The following is a 16,958-nucleotide window of genomic DNA, read 5'->3' as shown; positions in this document are numbered from 1 at the left end:
CAGCAAAGGCCGGAGCCATGTCCACGACGCCGCAGGTCACCGCGATCCTCGGCGCGGGCGTGATGGGCGAGGCCCTGCTGTCGGGGATGCTCCGTGCCGGGCGGCCGGTCGACTCGCTGCTGGTGGGGGAGAAGCGGCCCGACCGGGCCAGTGAGCTCGTCGAGCGCTACTCGGTCTCGGTGGTCTCCAACCTCGACGCCACCAAGCTGGCCGAGACGCTCGTGCTCGTGGTCAAGCCCCAGGACATGGGTGGCCTGCTCGACGAGATCGGCCCCGAGGTGCGGCCCGGTCAGCTGGTCGTCTCGATGGCGGCCGGGATCACCACGGCGTTCCTCGAGTCGCGGCTGCCCGACGGGGTCGCCGTCGTCCGCGTCATGCCCAACACCCCGGCGCTGGTCGACGAGGGCATGGCCGCGATCGCGCCGGGCTCCCACTGTGACGACGACCACCTGGCCGTGGTCGAGGAGCTCCTCGCCTCCACCGGGCGGGTGCTGCGGATCGCCGAGCGCCAGATGGACGCGGTCACCGCGATCTCCGGCACCGGGCCGGCGTACATCTTCTTCGTGGTCGAGGCGATGATCGAGGCCGGCGTCCACCTCGGACTGCCGCGGGCCACCGCCACCGAGCTCGTCGTCCAGACCGTCGTCGGCTCCGCCAAGATGCTGCGCGAGACCGGCGCCCACCCCGTCGTCCTGCGCGAGCAGGTGACCTCCCCGGCCGGCACCACCGCCGCCGCCCTGCGAGAGCTGGAGATCCACAAGGTGCGGGCGGCGTTCCTGGCCGCCCTCGAGGCCGCTCGCGACCGCTCGGCCGAGCTCGCCGAGGGCTCCTGACCCCCGGTCGCACCGCTCTTCTGGGGCCGTCCACTCCGGCTCGCGGTCGCTGCCCGGCGGGGGGTTCTCGGCCGAAACCTGGCGTTCTCAGGCGATATTTCGGCCGAGAACCTCAGGTTTCCCCGGTGAACCGGTGAAAGCTGCTGCCCCCTACAGCCCCACCGCGGCGTCGGCGGCGGCGAGGACGGGGGCGGTGACGTCGCGGCAGCGGGCGGAGCCGGCGGCGAAGACCGAGGCGACGTACGCCGGGTCGGCGGCGAGCTCGGTGTACGCCTTCTGGAGCGGCTCGAGCACCGCGACGACGGCCTCGGTCACCGCCGACTTCAGGGCGCCGTAGGTCGTCAGGCCGTCCGCGGAGCCGCCGCAGGCGGTCAGGATGTCGAGCAGGTTGGTCACCCCGGGCTTGTCGCCCGCAGCGCGTACGGCGTCAGGGCCGGTGTCGGAGTCGGTCACCGCGCGCGCCACCTTCCGGCGTACGACGTCCGGGGGGTCGAGCAGCCGGATCACGCCCGCGTCGGCCACGGCGGACTTCGACATCTTCGACCCGGGCGACTGGAGGTCCATCACCCGCGCGCCGGCGCGCGGCAGCGTCACCTCCGGCACCGTGAACACCGGCCCGTAGGTCGAGTTGAAGCGGATCGCCAGGTCGCGGGTCAGCTCGACGTGCTGGCGCTGGTCGTCGCCGACCGGCACCGACGACGGCCGGTAGAGCAGGATGTCGGCGGCCATCAGCACCGGGTAGGTGTAGAGCGAGGCGCGGGTCGACGCCACGCCGCGGCCCTTCTCCTTGAACTGGATCATCCGGTTCAGCTCACCGGTGTACGCCGTGCACTCCAGGAGGTAGGTCAGCTCGCGGTGCGCGGGCACCTGGCTCTGCCGGAACAGCGTGGCCCGCGCCGGGTCGAGCCCGGCCGCCAGGAACAGGGTCGAGACCTCGGCGACCGCGGCCCGCAGCGAGGCGGGCTCGTGCCCGGTGGTCATCGCGTGCAGGTCGGAGATCCCGAAGAAGCAGTCGCCGGCGTCCTGGGCGGCCACCATCCCGCGCAGGGCGCCGAGGAGGTTGCCGAGGGTGAGGTGCCCGGTGGGCGTGATCAGGGAGAGGCTGCGGTCCATGGTGGTGCTCCTGGGTGTGAGGTGTGGTCCCCCAGGGGCGGAATGGCCTCGACTCTGCTCGACCACCGAGACCGGCGAGAACGAGGAACGGCCGCCCGTGGGCGGCCGTGGGACGAGGTCACGCGTGCGTGCTCGATCGGGGTCCGCCGTCAGGCGGGCCACCAGTTGGACTTCTGGCACGTGAGCACGGAGCGAGGATACCGATAGCCTCCGGGTCATGCCAGTGTGCCCGGGTCCGGCGACCGTGGTCTTCGACCAGACGCTGACCGAGTACGACTTCGGCCCCAGCCACCCGATGTCGCCGGTGCGGGTCGACCTGACGATGCGGCTGGCCGGCGACCTGGGCGTCCTGGACCACCTGCGCACCGTGCCGGCGCCGATGGCCGGCGACGACCTGATCGCCACCGTGCACGATCCCGCCCTGATCGAGGCCGTGATCCGGGCCGGCGCCGACCCCGACGGCTTCGCGCCGTCGCACGGCCTCGGCTCCGACGACAACCCGGTCTTCCGCGACATGCACCGCGCGGCCTCCCACGTGGTCGGCGCGACGGTCGAGGCCTTCCGCCAGGTGTGGAGCGGTGAGTCGCTGCACAGCGCCAACATCACCGGCGGCCTCCACCACGCGATGCGCGAGCGGGCCAGCGGGTTCTGCATCTACAACGACGTCGCGGTCGGGATCACCTGGCTGCTGGCCAACGGCGCCACCCGGGTCGCCTACGTCGACGTCGACGTCCACCACGGTGACGGTGTGGAGAAGCTCTTCTACGACGACCCGCGGGTGCTCACGATCTCGCTGCACGAGACCGGCCAGACCCTCTTCCCCGGCACCGGCTTCCCCCGGGACAACGGGGGCCCCGACGCCCTCGGCAGCGCGGTCAACGTCGCCCTGCCACCCGGTACGGCGGACGCCGGGTGGCTGCGGGCGTTCCACGCGGTGGTCCCGCCACTGCTGCGCGAGTTCCAGCCCGAGATCCTGGTCACCCAGCACGGCTGCGACAGCCATCGCGACGACCCGCTCGCCGACCTGATGCTCAGCGTCGACGGCCAGCGCGCGTCGTACCTCGCGCTGCACGACCTGGCCCACGAGGTGTGCGGGGGCCGCTGGGTGGTCACCGGGGGCGGCGGCTACGCGCTGGTCGAGGTGGTGCCGCGTGCCTGGACCCACCTCCTCGCGGTGGTCGGCGGTCGGCCGCTCGAGCCGGACACGGCCACCCCCGACGCGTGGCGCGAGCACGTCGCGGAGCGGCTCGGCCGGCGCGCCCCGCACCGGCTCACCGACGGCCGCGACCCGAGCTTCCGCGACTGGCGCGAGGGCTACGACCCGGGCACCTGGCTGGACCGGAGCATCAACTCCACCCGGGAGGAGATCTTCCCGTACCACGGCCTCGACCCGATGCCCTGAGCGGTCAGTTGGTAAAATTCGACCGGATTTCAACTCGACACGCTTGCACAACTCGGGTTTCTATAGCGATTTCCTTCCCCACGTGTCACATCAGGCCCTATTCTCACGATTGAACGCGGGACGTGGGTCACCGGAGGGGAAGCCGGTGCGTGCCTGCCAAGAGAGACGGTGCCCTGCGATGCCTGCCCAGCATGGAGACATGTCCGACGTGAAGTTCCTGACGGTTGCCGAGGTGGCCGCCATGATGCGCGTCTCGAAGATGACCGTCTACCGCCTCGTCCACGGTGGTGAGCTGCCCGCCGTGCGCGTCGGCCGCTCCTTCCGGGTGACCGAGGAGGACGTCAACGAGTACCTCCGCAAGAGCTTCTACAGCGCCGGCTGACCCAGCGCTGCTCCTGTGCCCTGCGGGGCCGCCCCCGACGCTCGATTCTTCGCGCCGGTGAGCGGCGGCTAGGCTGGACCGGTCGTCCCGGCGTACCCGGGACTCCCAGTCAGAGGTGAAGAGGTTTTTCGTGGGTTCAGTCATCAAGAAGCGGCGCAAGCGGATGGCGAAGAAGAAGCACCGCAAGCTGTTGAAGAAGACGCGCGTGCAGCGTCGCAAGCTCGGCAAGTAGCGCTGTAGTCCGGACGGTCGGGGCGCGCTGGTGGGCAAGGTCGTGCTGGTCACCGGGGTCTCCCGAGACCTCGGCCGCAGGTTCGCGCGCTGCCTCGCTGCCGAGCCCGGAGTGGACCGCGTGGTCGGGGTCGACGCCGTTCCTCCGCGCGACGACATCGGGGACGTGACCTTCGTCCGCGCGGACATCCGCAACCCGGTGATCGCCAAGGTGATCGCCAAGGAGGACGTCGACACCGTCGTCCACATGAGCGTCATCGCCACCCCCGGCAGCGCCGGCGGCCGCGGCACGATGAAGGAGCTCAACGTCATCGGCACGATGCAGCTGCTGGCTGCCTGCCAGAAGGCGCCGGGCATCTCGCAGCTGATCGTGAAGTCGACGTCCACGGTGTACGGCGCGAGCAGCCGCGACCCGGCGATGTTCACCGAGGCGATGGAGCCGCGCCGGGTGCCGAGCAGCGGCTACGCCAAGGACGTCGCCGAGATCGAGGGCTACGTGCGCGGGTTCTCCCGGCGCCGGCCCGACGTCCGGGTCACCACGCTGCGCCTGGCCAACGTGCTGGGGCCCCACGTGACCAGCCCGATGACGTCGTACTTCCGGCTGCCGGTGATCCCGCGGGTGCTCGGCTTCGACCCGCGCCTGCAGTTCCTGCACGAGGCCGACCTGATGCGGGTGCTCACCCATGCGGTGGAGGCCGACCTGCCCGGCACCTTCAACGTCGCCGGTGACGGTGTGATGCTGCTGTCGCAGGCCGTACGCCGCCTGCGCAAGCCGAGCATGAGCCTGCCCGGCCCCGCGGTGGGCGGCGTCGCGGCGCTGCTGAAGTCCGCGAGGATGGCCGACTTCTCGCCCGAGCAGCTCGGCTTCCTGACCTTCGGCCGGGGCATCGACACCGGCCGGATGCGCGACGAGCTGGGTTTCGAGCCCGCCTACACCACCGCCGAGGCCTTCGCGGACTTCGCCCGTGCGATCGGGCAGGGCCCGGGCGTCGCCGAGCGGGTCGTGGACGGCCTGGCCGCCGCGACCGGGTCCGCCGCCGAGCCGACCGCGACCGGAGCCGGCCGTGGGTGACGCCGAGGTCATCCCGATCGGCACCGGCGGCCGCCCCGGCCGGGGCACCGGCAGCGACCGTCCGTCGCGGGCCTCACGCACGCTGGCCGGTGACGCGGCGGCCCCGCCACGCCGTACCAACGCCCGCCGCACCGCGGCGCCCGCGCCGGAGCCGGAGCCGGAGCCGGAGCTCGTCGGGCGGCGGCCCCCGGTCACGACCTCGGACCGTGCGCCCCTGGCCGGCATCTCGCCCGGCGAGTGGCTGGGCGCGCTCCAGTCCGCTGCCGTCCAGGTGCTCGGCGACGACTGGGAGCCGCAGCTGGCCGCGTTCCTGGCGTTCCTCAGGCGGCGGATGACCGGTGACTACGAGGTCGACGAGTACGGCTTCGACCCCGAGGTCGCCGAGCGCCTGCTGATGGCGGCGCTGCGACCGATCGCGCAGAAGTGGTTCCGGGTGGAGGTCCGCGGCGCGGACAACCTGCCGGCCGAGGGCGGCGCGCTGGTGGTGTCCAACCACTCCGGGACCCTGCCCATGGACGGGCTGATGACGATGCTGTCCATCCACGACCACACCGGCCGCTTCCTGCGGCCGCTCGGCGCCGACCTGGTCTTCCGGATGCCGGTCGTGAGCAGCCTGGCTCGCAAGGGCGGCGCCACGCTGGCCTGCAACGAGGACGCCGAGCGGATGCTCGCCGGAGGCGAGCTGGTCGGGGTCTGGCCCGAGGGCTTCAAGGGGATCGGCAAGCCGTTCAGCGACCGCTACAAGCTCCAGCGCTTCGGCCGGGGTGGCTTCGTGGCCGCCGCGATCCGTACCGGGGTTCCGATCGTGCCGCTCTCGGTGGTCGGTGCCGAGGAGATCTACCCGCTCGTCGGGAACGTGCCCGCGCTGGCCCGGCTCCTGGGCGTCCCCTACGTGCCGGTGACGCCGTTCTTCCCGTGGCTCGGGCCGCTCGGCCTGGTCCCGCTCCCGTCGAAGTGGCTGCTGGAGTTCGGCGAGCCGATCCGCACCGACGAGTACGACGCCGGGGCAGCCGACGACCCGATGCTGGTCTTCAACGTGACCGACCAGGTGCGCGAGACGATCCAGCAGTCGCTCTACGAGCTGCTCGGACGGCGTACCTCCGTCTGGCGCTGACGCACCGACGTCCGCGGGGCCGGGTCAGGGCAGCTGCGGGAGGTTGCTGGTGACGTCCGACGGCAGCGCGCTGGCGAGCCCGCCGACCGTGTCACCGATCGCTCCGGTGACGGTGTTGCCCACCTGGCCCACCGCGTCGAGCACGTTGCCGGTGGTGTCGGCGACCGTGGACCCGAGGGGGTCGGAGGTGCCTGCGGTGAGGCCGCCGGTCAGGTCGTGCAGGGTGTGCTGCACGTCGGTGCTGGTGGCGATGTCGGTCTGGTTGCCGATCGGCGGCGGCTGCGTGACGCTCCCGGGCGGGAGGTTGCCGCCGACGTGAGGCAGGTGCGGCCCGGACGGAGGGGTGCCCGGGGAGTGGTGGTGAGGGCCGTTCGGGCCGCCGCTGCTGCCGGTGACCCAGGGGCCGGTGGCGGCCCGCGTGGCCTCCGCCAGCACCGTGGGGACAGCGGCCGCCGACGGACCCGAGCAGGTCGGGCAGGTGTGGGTCGCGACCGACTGCACCTGGTCGAGCGCCTGCGCCGCCTGCAGCAGCGAGGGCAGCGAGCCGGCCGGCACCAGTGTCTGGAGGTCGCGCAGCCGGGCCATGCTGTCGGCGGTGAAGGTCCGGACCGCGGTGATCGAGGACTCGTGGCCGGACGTCTGGTAGTCCTGCACGAGCAGGTCGGACCCGGTCGCGGCCTGCGTGCTGAACGCCGTGAGCGCGTCGTCGATGAGGGACGGGTCGGCGTCGCTCCGGCTCAGCGCGGTGGCCTCGTCGAGCCGGGTCGAGGCGCTGTCGAGGAGCACCTGGCCGCGGGCCGCCCGGTCGAAGGTGAGCCCGGCCTGGGCGTTCTCGATGCCGCGCTTGATCGGGTAGAGACCGTCGCCCGGCAGCGCCGACTGCGAGGCGATCGCCACGGTGGCGGAGCCGCCCACGAGCACGACCCCGCTGATGGCCGCCGCCAGCCGGCGGTTGCGTCGACGGACCTGCGGCTTGCTGGGCGACAGGCGCAGGCGCTCGTCGCGGTGGGCCTGGTCGGCGGCCGCGGCCGCGAGCACGGTCTCGGCCTCGGTGATCAGGCGGTCGCGGAGGGCGGCGACGAACGCCGGGTCGGCGACCGCCGCGGGGGTCGCCCGCAGCCCGCCGACGACGGCCAGCAGATCGGCGTACGACGCGGCACGGCTGGTCGAGTCACCCTCGACCAGCTCGTGGAACTCCCGGGCGCGCCGTGCCGTGATCACGTGAACCGTCCTGCCTGGTCAACGGTGTCGCGGCGGGTGCCGGACGACCGGATCAACGACGGGTGGCGGGGTGTGGTTACGCCCCGAGGGGTGGTCGGCTCACACATCTCGCCACCCCGCCGGAACCAGCTTGGCCAGGTTGCGCACCCCGCGCAGCTGGAGCTGCTTGACCGCGCCCTCGCTGCGGCCGAGGACGTCGGCGGTCTCGGCGATGCTCAGGCCCTGGAGGAAGCGCATGATCAGGCAGTCGCGCTGCTCGTCGGAGAGCTGCCGCAGACCGTCGAGGAGCATCGTGTTGGTCAGCCCGGCGAGCACCTCCTCCTCGGGTCCCTCGGTGGCGTCGTCGTGGGCGCCCATGTCCTCGGTGGTCAGCTCGAGCCGGGTCCGACCGGCCTTGAAGTGGTCGGTGCACAGGTTGCGGGCGATGGTCATCAGCCACGCGCCGAAGTCCTTGCCCTGCCAGCGGAAGCCGGCCATGTTGCGCAGCGCCCGCAGGAAGGTCTCGGAGGTGAGGTCCTCGGCCAGGGTCTGGGACCGGGTGCGGTAGTAGACGAAGCGGTAGACCGACGGCTGGTAGTGATCGTAGAGCACGCCGAACGCATCGACGTCGCCGCTGCGCGCCAGCTCGACCAGGGCGATCAGCCGGGTGCGCTCGGCCGCGGAGTCCTCCGAGGAGGCGGCCTGGTCGGAGTCGTCGTACTCCCCGTCCGGTCGCCCCGACGCAGGTCCCCCGACGACGGCCTCGCTGAGGAGCAGCCAGGCCGGGACGCCGGCCGGCTGGGGCATCAGGCCGAGGGCGCACGCAACCGCGGCGCGCAGGTCGTCGAGCCCGCGCGCGGAGTCGGCCCGCGACCACGACATGGCGACTCCCTCCCGAGTCCGTCAAGGCGTCGGTTCATGGTAGGCGGGCGCCGGCGGGCACGGAACAGTCTGTGACCGAAAACTGTCACACCGGTTTACACGCGCGACGCGCTCAGCGACGGCGGCGGACGGCGACCCCGGCGGCCACGGCTCCGGTGGCGGCCCCGGCCACGGCGCCGGCCACCAGCCCGAGCCGCGCCGCCTTGCGCCCGGTGCGGTAGTCGCGGATCCGCCAGCCGTGCTGCTTGGCGTAGCCACGCAGCCGCGCGTCCGGGTTGACCGCGCAGGGGTCGCCGACCAGCGTCAGCATGGTCAGGTCGTTGAAGGAGTCGGAGTACGCCGAGCAGGCGTCGAGGTCGAGCCCCTCGCGGGCCGCGAGCGCCTTGATCGCCTCGCCCTTGGCCGGACCGTGCAGCATGTCGCCGACCAGCCGGCCGGTGTAGACGCCGTCGACGTGCTCGGCCACCGTGCCCAGGGCTCCGGTCAGGCCGAGCCGGCGGGCGATGATCTGGGCGATCTCGATCGGTGCCGCGGTGACCAGCCAGACCCGCTCGCCCTGGTCGAGGTGCATCTGGGCCAGGGCACGGGTGCCGGGCCAGATCCGGTGCGCCATCGCCTCGTCGAAGATCTCCTCGCCGAGCGACTCGAGCTCGGCGACGGTGTGCCCGGAGATGAAGGAGAGGGCGGAGGCCCGGGTCTCGGCCACGTGGTCGGGGTCCTCGACGCCGACGACCCGGAAGTAGGCCTGCTTCCAGGCGGCCGAGAGGATCTCCCGGGTCGTGAAGAACTCGCGCCGATGCAGGCCCTTGGCCAGGTGGAAGATGCTGGCGCCCTGCATCATCGTGTTGTCGACGTCGAAGAACGCCGCGACGCTGGGGTTCGCGGGCGTCGCCAGGGCGGTCTCCACCTCCGCGGCAGCGGCGGCCGCCTCACCTGCGAGAGTCGAGCGCTGCTGGAGGTTCAGCGGCCTGCGGCTCTTCTCGGGAGTCACGGAAGCAACTCTAGGGGCTCACGATCCGATGGCTGCTCGCGAGCGAGCTCGCTTCGCCGCTCGCTGCGGCCGCTCCGCCCCTGTGCGAGTATCGCCCCCATGCCCACCACGCATGACGTGTCCTGGCTCGTGGCCGAAGCGGCCGCCGACCGGCCGGACGCGCTCGCGGTGGTCGAGTCCGGGGGCCGCAGCGTCACCTGGGCGGCTCTCGAGGACGACGTCTCGCGGCTGGCGACCGGGCTCGGCGCCGAGGGCGTGGTCGCTGGGCAGCGGGTGATGCTGGCGCTGGGCAACCGGATCGAGTTCGTCGCGTCGTACCTCGGCGTGCTGCGGGCCCAGGTGGTCGCCGTACCCGTGAACCCGCGGGCGACCGTCGGCGAGCTGGCCCGGATGATCGCCGACTCCGGCACGCGCCTGGTGATCGCCGACCAGGAGACCGCGGGCCCGGTGCGTGAGGCCGTCGCGCTGGTCCGGGCCGCCCTGGCCGGGGAACCCGGCGACCTGGACGCCGACCTGCTGGAGCGGGCCTACGAGCCACGCGTCTTCGTGACCGGGGTCGAGCCGGTCGAGGGCGAGCAGTCGTACGACGCGCTGCGGGCGGCCGCGCCCCGGCCGGTGCCGCCGCTGCCTGACCCCGAGAAGCTCGCCTGCCTGCTCTACACCAGTGGCACCTCGGGGCGGCCGCGAGCGGCGATGCTGACCCATCGCGCCCTGATCGCCAACATCGACCAGGCGGCGCAGGTCCACCCGCCGATGATCCACGGCGACGACGTCGTGCTGGGCGTGCTGCCGCTGTTCCACGTCTACGGCCTCAACGCGGTGCTCGGCAGCGTGCTGCGACAGCGCGCGAAGCTGGTGCTGGTCGAGCGCTTCGACCCCCAGGCGACGCTCGACCTGATCGACGACGAGGCGGTCAGCGTCGTCCCCGCAGCGCCGCCGGTGTTCGCCTACTGGCTGCCCGAGGAGCACCTGCGCGAGCGGCTCGGCCCGGTCCGGCTGATGCTGTCGGGCTCGGCGCCCCTGTCGCCGGAGCTGATCGAGCGGTTCACCGAGGCCACCGGGATCGCGGTGCACCAGGGCTACGGCCTCACCGAGGCCTCACCGGTGGTGACCAGCACCCTGTGCAGCGTCGAGCACCAGAACGGCTCGGTGGGCGCGGCCCTGCCCGGCATCGAGATCAAGCTCGTCGACGAGCTCGGGCACGAGCCCGACGGTGACGACCCGGGCGAGATCTGGATCCGCGGCGCGAACATGTTCAGCGGCTACTGGCCCGACGGCGAGGGCGGCCCCGACCCCGACGGGTGGTGGGGCACCGGCGACGTGGGCTTCCTCGACGACACCGGTGACCTCTTCCTGGTGGACCGGCTCAAGGAGCTGGTCATCGTCTCCGGCTTCAACGTCTACCCGGTCGAGGTCGAGGACGTCATCCGCGAGGTCGCGTCGGTCGCCGACGCGGCGGTGATCGGCGTCGCGGACCCGGCCACCGGCGAGGCCGTCGTCGCCTACGTCTGCCCCGGCGTGGGTGCGGTCGCCGCCGAGGTGGCCGCCGCCGTCCGCGAGCACTGCGCCGTACGCCTGGCCCGGTTCAAGCAGCCCTCCCGGATCGAGGTGGTCGACGAGCTGCCGCTGACGGTGACCGGGAAGGTGCAGAAGGGCCGGCTCCGCGGGATCGAGCGACGCCGGTCACTGGGGCTGCTGGAGTGACGGCGAGCGCAGCTCGGGTCACCCTCTACAGCCGGCCGGGCTGCCACCTGTGCGACGACGCACGGGCGGTTGTCGCACAGGTCTGCGCCGAGCTCGGGGAGGACTACGTCGAGATCTCCGTCGCGGACGACCCGGAGCTCCTCCGCCGGTACGGCGACGAGATCCCGGTGACCCTCGTCGACGGTGCCCGGCACGACTTCTGGCGGGTCGACCCCGCCCGGCTGCGCGCCGCCCTGACCCGCTGACCGGCCGGTCCCGGCCGACCCGGGCCCCCGCGTGCGTGGCCTATCTCACGTGTGCTAGTCCTCCGCCTCCGTCATTTTGTTCTCGCGTTCACAAACTCCTACAGTGAACGACGCCGCTCGGGCCGGGCCTGTCCCACCACGGGTCGACCCCCGTGTCCGTCGGCTGGAGAGACGACACCTTGACCGCACGGACGTCCCACGAGACGGCCCGGGAGATTCCCGAGGCCACCGTGGCGCGACTCCCGATCTACCTCCGCGCCCTGAACACGCTGACGGAGGACGGGACCGTCACCTGCTCCAGCGAGGACCTCGCTGCGGCCGCCGGGGTGAACAGCGCCAAGCTGCGCAAGGACCTCTCCTACCTCGGCAGCTACGGCACCCGCGGCGTGGGGTACGACGTGGCCTACCTGCGCTACCAGATCGCCCGCGAGATCGGGGTCACCCAGGACTGGCCCGTCGTGATCGTCGGGATCGGCAACCTCGGCCACGCCCTCGCCAACTACTCCGGCTTCCGCAGCCGCGGCTTCCGGGTCGTCGCGCTGCTCGACGCCGACCCCGAGCGGCACACCGAGATCGTGGCCGGCGTGGACGTGCGCCCCTTCGACGACCTGACCCAGATCGTGCGCGAGCAGGGGGTGGCCATCGGGGTGATCGCCACGCCCGCGGCCGCGGCCCAGTCGGTCGCCGACAAGATGGTCGAGGTCGGGATCACCAGCATCCTGAACTTCGCGCCGACCGTGCTGACCGTCGGTCCGGGTGTCGACGTCCGCAAGGTCGACCTCTCGATCGAGCTGCAGATCCTGGCCTACCACGAGCAGCGCAAGGCCTCGGCGGAGGCGACCGCATGACCGCCCTGGTCGTGGGGATCTCCCACCGCTCGGCGCCGATCCCGCTGCTGGAGAAGCTCGCCGTCGACGCCGACGGCGCCACCAAGCTGATCGAGGACGTGCTGGCCAACCCCCACGTCTCCGAGGCGACGGTGGTGGCGACCTGCAACCGGATGGAGATCTACGCCGCCGTCGACCGGTTCCACGGCAGCGTCGAGGGCCTCTCGCAGCGCCTCCTCGAGCCGGCGCACGAGAGCGTGGAGGCACTCCTGCCGCACCTCTACATCCACTACGACGACGGCGCCGTCTCCCACCTGTTCCAGGTGGCGGCCGGGCTGGACTCGATGGCGGTCGGCGAGGCCCAGATCCTCGGCCAGACCCGTGACGCCCTGGCCCTCGGCCAGGAGCTGGGCTCGGTCGGTCCGACCCTCAACACCTTGTTCCAGCAGGCGCTCCGCGTCGGCAAGCGCGCGCACGCCGAGACCGGCATCGACCGCGCGGCCCCGACCCTGGTCTCCGCCGCGCTCGACCGCGCGGTCGACGACGTACGCGGTCTGCGGGTCGTCGTCGTGGGTGCCGGTGGCATGGCCGGCCTCGCCGTGGCCACCGTCGTACGCCGCGGGGCCGCCGAGGTCGTCGTCGTCAACCGGACACCGGAGCGGGCCGAGCGCCTCGCCCGCGAGTACGCCGCGCGCTGGGCGCCGATGAGTGCCCTCGAGTCGGAGATCGTCGGGGCCGACCTCGTGGTGGCCTGCGCGGGCGCGACCGGCATCCTGATCAGCCGCGACGTCGCAGCCGGCGCGCGGGGCCCGCTGGCGATGGTCGACCTCGCGCTGCCCCATGACATCGACCCCTCGGTGGTTGACCTGCCCGGCGTCACCCTGGTCACCCTGGCCGACCTCGCCGGCGACCTCCAGGAGTCCGAGGCCGGCGCCGAGGTCGAGGCCGTCCGCACCATCGTCACCAGCGAGGTGGACGCCTTCCTCGCGGCCCGCCGCGCCGCCGGGCTGACCCCCACCGTGGTGGCCTTGCGCACCATGGCCACCGGTGTCGTGGAGTCCGAGATGGCCCGCCTCGAGCACCGGCTACCCGACCTCGACGACAGCACCCGCGCCGAGCTCCTCCAGACCCTGCGCCGGGTCACCGACAAGCTGGTCCATCAGCCCACGATCCGGGCCAAGGAGCTGGGCAACCGCAGTGCGGTCTCCTACGCCACGGCCCTCGCCGAGCTGTTCGCCCTCGACCCGGAGGCCGTGGACGCGATGACCCGGCCGGTGGCCCCCGGCGACGGCACCGGCCTGCGGGGTGAGACCTCGTGACCGCGATCCGGCTCGGCACCCGCGCGTCGCTGCTCGCCACCACCCAGTCCACCTGGGTGGCCGAGCGGATCTCCCAGGCCCTCGACCGTGAGGTCGTCCTGGTCGAGGTGACGACCGAGGGCGACCGCGACCGCGGGCCCCTGGCCCAGCTCGGCGGCACCGGCGTGTTCGTCAGCGCCCTGCGCGAGGCGCTCCTCGACGGGCGGATCGACGTCGCCGTGCACTCGCTGAAGGACCTCCCCACCGGGCCGGCCGCCGACATCGCGCTGGCCGCCGTACCCCTGCGCGAGGACCCCCGAGACGTGGTCGTCGCCCGCGACGGCCTGACCCTCGGTGAGCTCCCGGTCGGCAGCCGGCTCGGCACCGGCTCGCCGCGTCGTTCCGCCCAGCTGCACGCCCTCGGCCTCGGTTTGGAGATCGTGGACATCCGCGGCAATGTGGACACGCGGATCCGCAAGGTCCACGAGGGGGAGTACGACGCCGTCGTGCTCGCCCGCGCGGGCCTGGCGCGACTCGGCCGGCTCGACGACGCGACCGAGGTGCTCGACCCGCTGCAGATGCTGCCCGCACCCGGGCAGGGTGCGCTCGCGGTCGAGACCAGGAGTGACGACGTGCTGGCGGCAGACCTGACCGTGCTGGACGAGGCCCGGAGCAGGGCGGCGGTCACGGCCGAGCGGGCCGTGCTCGCCACGCTCGAGGGTGGCTGCTCGGCACCGATCGGCGTCCTCGCGGAGGTCGTCGAGGGAGAAGACGGAGACGAGCTCTGGGTGAGGGCGGTAGCGCTCTCACCCGACGGGGAGCTCTCGGTGCGGATGTCCGCAACCGGGGACCCCGCCGACGCCGACGGCGTCGGGAACCGCCTCGCGGGCGACATGCTCGCCGAGGGGGCTGCACGGTTGACGGACCCACCGAAGAAGAGGCAAGACGCATGACGCGAGGCCAGTCCACCCCGCCGGCACGGCGCGGGTCCACTCCGACCTCCCGACCGGGCAGCAGCCCGGCCGCGACCCCGACCGCGCGCGCCTGGGTGGCGTTCGTCGGCGCCGGCCCGGGCGACCCCGGACTGCTCACGGTGCGCGCCACCGAGCTGCTCGGGTCCGCCGACGTGGTCGTCACCGAAGGTCCCGAGCACCAGGGCCTGGTCCGGACGCTGCTGGGCCTGCCCGAGGGCGCCGAGGGCGGTCCGGAGTTCGTCGACGGCGGGTTCGGCGAGGACGGTCAGCCGCTCACCCACGCGGCGCGGGCCAAGGTCGTGGTCCGGCAGGCCAAGCGCGGCCTGCGTGTGGTCCGGCTGATGACCGGTGACCCCTTCGTCTACGCCTCCGGACCCGAGGAGGCCGCCGCCCTGGCCAAGGCCGGGCTCGGCTTCGAGATCGTCCCCGGGGTCTCGTCGGTGAGCGCGGTCCCGGCGTACGCCGGCATCCCGTTGACCACCAAGGACCACCGCGAGGTCACCGTGGTGACCTGCGGTGAGAAGGTCGACTGGACCCGTCACGCCGCGAGCCGCACCCTGGTGCTGCTGTCCGCGGTGGGCTCGATCGGCGAGATCGCCCGGGCCCTGATCGCCGCCGGCCGCTCGGCCGACACCCCGGTCGCGATGACCCGCACCGGCACCACCACCGAGCAGCAGACGGTGACCTCGACCCTCGAGCACATCGCCGCCGATGCCCGGGCCGCCCGGATCACCCCGCCCGCGGTGACCGTGGTCGGCGAGGTCGTGGCGATGCGCGAGGCGCTCTCGTGGTTCGAGACCAAGCCGCTCTTCGGCTGGCGGATCCTGGTGCCCCGCACCAAGGAGCAGGCCGGCTCGGTCTCCGCGCGCCTGCGGGGGTACGGCGGCGTGCCCGAGGAGGTGCCGACCATCTCGGTCGAGCCGCCCCGCAACCCGCTCCAGATGGACAAGGCCGTGCGCGGCCTGGTGGAGGGCCGCTACGAGTGGATCGCCTTCACCAGCGTCAACGCGGTCAAGGCGGTCCGCGAGAAGTTCGAGGAGTACGGCCTGGACGCCCGGGCCTTCTCCGGTCTGAAGATCGCCGCGGTCGGTGACAAGACGGCCGCCGCGATCTCGGCCTGGGGCCTGCGTGCCGACCTGGTGCCCAGCGGCGAGCAGTCCGCCGCCGGCCTGCTCGAGGACTGGCCGGAGTACGACGATCTCCTCGACCCGATCAACCGGGTCTTCCTGCCCCGCGCCGACATCGCGACGGAGAACCTCGTCGCGGGACTGGTCGACCTCGGCTGGGAGTGCGACGACGTGACGGCGTACCGCACGGTGCGCGCCGCGCCGCCGCCCGCGCCGACCCGCGAGGCGATCAAGGCCGGCAAGTTCGACGCCGTCGTCTTCACGTCGTCCTCGACGGTGCGCAACCTGGTCGGCATCGCCGGCAAGCCGCACCCCTCGACCGTGATCGCGGTGATCGGGCCGGCCACGGCCAAGACCGCCGAGGAGCACGGGCTGCGGGTCGACGTGCTCGCTGCGCACCCCGATGTCGACGAGCTGGTCGACGCGCTCGCGGACTTCGGTGCCGCGCGCCGGGCCGAGATGGTCGAGAGCGGCCAGCCGGTGACCAAGCCGTCGGAGCGCAAGCCGACCAGCCGCAAGAAGGTCCGCACGCAGTGAGGTGCCGGTGACCGAGGAGCTCGCAGCAGGCGTCCCGCGGCCGGTGACCCGGCCGCGGCGGCTCCGCACGACCGCGGGGCTCCGCAGCCTGGTCGCCGAGACCACGCTGGCGCCCCAGCAGCTCGTGCTGCCCGTGTTCGTCCGCGAGGGGGCCACGGAGCCGCGGGAGATCTCCTCGATGCCCGGGGTCGTCCAGCACTCCCGCAGCTCGCTCCTGGCGGCTGCCCACGAGGCCGCGGAGCTCGGCCTCGGCGGGATCATGCTGTTCGGCATCCCCGAGCACAAGGATGCCGTCGGCTCCGGGGCGCTGGACCCCGCAGGGATCCTCAACCGCGCGATCACCGACGTGGTCGGCGAGGTCGGCGACGCGCTGACGGTGATGAGCGACCTGTGCCTCGACGAGTTCACCGACCACGGCCACTGCGGGGTGCTGACCCCCGACGGCCGGGTCGACAACGACCGGACCCTCGAGGTGTACGCCGAGATGGCGCTCGCCCATGCCGACGCCGGCGTCGACATGGTCGGGCCGAGCGGGATGATGGACGGCCAGGTGGCCGCGATCCGGACCGCCCTCGACGACGCCGGGCACGTCGACGTCGCGATCCTCGCCTACTCGGCGAAGTACTCCTCGGCCTTCTTCGGCCCGTTCCGCGAGGCCGTCGACTCCTCGCTCGAGGGTGACCGGCGGACCTACCAGCAGGATCCCGCGAACGCCCGTGAAGGGGTGCGTGAGGCCCTCCTCGACGTCGCCGAGGGAGCCGACCTGGTGATGGTCAAGCCCGCGCTGGGCTACCTCGACGTCGTACGCCGGGTGCGCGACGCCGTGGACGTGCCGGTCGCGGCCTACAACGTGTCCGGTGAGTACTCCATGCTGGAGGCCGCTGCGGCCCGCGGCTGGATCGACCGGGAGCGAGCGATCCTCGAGATGCTCACCTCGATCCGTCGGGCCGGCGCCGACGTCGTCCTGACCTACTGGGCGGCCGAGGCCGCCCGGCTGCTCGCCCGCTGACCGAACCGGACCGGTCC

The 16,958-nt window shown here is 72.9% G+C and carries 17 protein-coding genes; 13 read left to right on the top strand and 4 right to left on the bottom strand.

What is annotated here, in order from left to right; translation table 11 throughout:
• Window positions 1-17 precede the first annotated feature (17 nt).
• Window positions 18-833, top strand: coding sequence for a pyrroline-5-carboxylate reductase (gene proC / locus E3N83_RS12735; RefSeq protein ID WP_151083603.1), 816 nt, complete (start codon window positions 18-20; stop codon window positions 831-833).
• Window positions 834-983: 150 nt separating this feature from the next.
• Here proC and trpS read toward each other — a convergent pair whose 3' ends face one another.
• Window positions 984-1,946 carry a tryptophan--tRNA ligase gene (trpS, locus tag E3N83_RS12730; RefSeq protein ID WP_151083602.1) on the bottom strand — a complete coding sequence of 321 codons (963 nt, stop codon included), beginning with the start codon at window positions 1,944-1,946 and terminating at the stop codon, window positions 984-986.
• Window positions 1,947-2,163: 217 nt separating this feature from the next.
• Between trpS and E3N83_RS12725 the strand changes: the two genes are divergently transcribed.
• The 5 genes from E3N83_RS12725 (at window position 2,164) to E3N83_RS12705 (ending at window position 6,147) form a co-directional block, all read left to right on the top strand.
• Window positions 2,164-3,348: an acetoin utilization protein AcuC gene (locus E3N83_RS12725; protein WP_151083601.1), complete on the top strand. Its 1,185-nt coding sequence runs from the start codon at window positions 2,164-2,166 to the stop codon at window positions 3,346-3,348.
• A 199-nt stretch (window positions 3,349-3,547) separates the two neighbouring features.
• Window positions 3,548-3,730, top strand: a complete 183-nt coding sequence (locus tag E3N83_RS12720) for a helix-turn-helix domain-containing protein (protein ID WP_272950259.1) — start codon at window positions 3,548-3,550, stop codon at window positions 3,728-3,730.
• Between the two features lie 130 nt (window positions 3,731-3,860).
• A complete protein-coding gene (locus E3N83_RS12715; protein ID WP_008356322.1) occupies window positions 3,861-3,962 on the top strand; it encodes a 30S ribosomal protein bS22 in 102 nt (33 codons plus the stop codon).
• A 30-nt stretch (window positions 3,963-3,992) separates the two neighbouring features.
• Complete coding sequence (locus E3N83_RS12710) at window positions 3,993-5,033, top strand: SDR family oxidoreductase (protein ID WP_151083599.1); 1,041 nt, start codon at window positions 3,993-3,995, stop codon at window positions 5,031-5,033.
• Window positions 5,026-6,147 (top strand): lysophospholipid acyltransferase family protein, encoded by a 1,122-nt coding sequence (locus E3N83_RS12705; protein WP_151083598.1) that lies wholly within the window; start codon window positions 5,026-5,028, stop codon window positions 6,145-6,147. The genes E3N83_RS12710 and E3N83_RS12705 overlap by 8 nt, the downstream gene beginning before the upstream one ends.
• 24 nt (window positions 6,148-6,171) lie before the next feature.
• On the opposite strand, the gene E3N83_RS12700 is transcribed toward E3N83_RS12705, so the two are convergent.
• The 3 genes from E3N83_RS12700 to E3N83_RS12690 all read right to left on the bottom strand — a co-directional run bounded on the left by E3N83_RS12700 (window position 6,172) and on the right by E3N83_RS12690 (window position 9,220).
• Window positions 6,172-7,368 carry a DUF5667 domain-containing protein gene (locus E3N83_RS12700; protein ID WP_151083597.1) on the bottom strand — a complete coding sequence of 399 codons (1,197 nt, stop codon included), beginning with the start codon at window positions 7,366-7,368 and terminating at the stop codon, window positions 6,172-6,174.
• A gap of 99 nt (window positions 7,369-7,467) precedes the next feature.
• On the bottom strand, window positions 7,468-8,229 hold the full coding sequence (locus E3N83_RS12695; RefSeq protein WP_151083596.1) for a sigma-70 family RNA polymerase sigma factor: 762 nt from the start codon (window positions 8,227-8,229) through the stop codon (window positions 7,468-7,470).
• 112 nt (window positions 8,230-8,341) lie between these two features.
• The gene (locus E3N83_RS12690) at window positions 8,342-9,220 is read right to left on the bottom strand and encodes an HAD family hydrolase (protein WP_151083595.1); all 879 of its coding nucleotides are present in this window, start codon (window positions 9,218-9,220) and stop codon (window positions 8,342-8,344) included.
• A gap of 99 nt (window positions 9,221-9,319) precedes the next feature.
• Between E3N83_RS12690 and E3N83_RS12685 the strand changes: the two genes are divergently transcribed.
• From E3N83_RS12685 to hemB, 7 genes are all read left to right on the top strand, one after another.
• Window positions 9,320-10,924 carry a class I adenylate-forming enzyme family protein gene (locus E3N83_RS12685; protein ID WP_151083594.1) on the top strand — a complete coding sequence of 535 codons (1,605 nt, stop codon included), beginning with the start codon at window positions 9,320-9,322 and terminating at the stop codon, window positions 10,922-10,924.
• Complete coding sequence (locus E3N83_RS12680; RefSeq protein WP_151083593.1) at window positions 10,921-11,169, top strand: glutaredoxin family protein; 249 nt, start codon at window positions 10,921-10,923, stop codon at window positions 11,167-11,169. Before E3N83_RS12685 ends, E3N83_RS12680 begins: the two co-directional genes overlap by 4 nt.
• Window positions 11,170-11,348: 179 nt before the next feature.
• On the top strand, window positions 11,349-12,017 hold the full coding sequence (locus E3N83_RS12675) for a redox-sensing transcriptional repressor Rex (protein WP_151083592.1): 669 nt from the start codon (window positions 11,349-11,351) through the stop codon (window positions 12,015-12,017).
• Window positions 12,014-13,315 carry a glutamyl-tRNA reductase gene (locus E3N83_RS12670; protein ID WP_151083591.1) on the top strand — a complete coding sequence of 434 codons (1,302 nt, stop codon included), beginning with the start codon at window positions 12,014-12,016 and terminating at the stop codon, window positions 13,313-13,315. The genes E3N83_RS12675 and E3N83_RS12670 overlap by 4 nt, the downstream gene beginning before the upstream one ends.
• Window positions 13,312-14,247 (top strand): hydroxymethylbilane synthase, encoded by a 936-nt coding sequence (gene hemC / locus E3N83_RS12665; protein ID WP_151083590.1) that lies wholly within the window; start codon window positions 13,312-13,314, stop codon window positions 14,245-14,247. Before E3N83_RS12670 ends, hemC begins: the two co-directional genes overlap by 4 nt.
• Entirely contained in the window at window positions 14,244-15,932 is a 1,689-nt protein-coding gene (locus tag E3N83_RS12660; RefSeq protein WP_151083589.1) for a bifunctional uroporphyrinogen-III C-methyltransferase/uroporphyrinogen-III synthase, read from the top strand. The genes hemC and E3N83_RS12660 overlap by 4 nt, the downstream gene beginning before the upstream one ends.
• 7 nt (window positions 15,933-15,939) lie before the next feature.
• Window positions 15,940-16,941 carry a porphobilinogen synthase gene (gene hemB / locus E3N83_RS12655; protein ID WP_191907794.1) on the top strand — a complete coding sequence of 334 codons (1,002 nt, stop codon included), beginning with the start codon at window positions 15,940-15,942 and terminating at the stop codon, window positions 16,939-16,941.
• The last annotated feature ends 17 nt before the right edge of the window (window positions 16,942-16,958 follow it).

The sequence above is a fragment of the Nocardioides cynanchi genome, assembly GCF_008761635.1.
Taxonomy (GTDB): Bacteria; Actinomycetota; Actinomycetes; order Propionibacteriales; family Nocardioidaceae; genus Nocardioides; species Nocardioides cynanchi.
The sequence above is the reverse complement of the archived record's forward strand: the minus strand, read 5'-3'. Positions and strand labels throughout refer to the sequence as shown.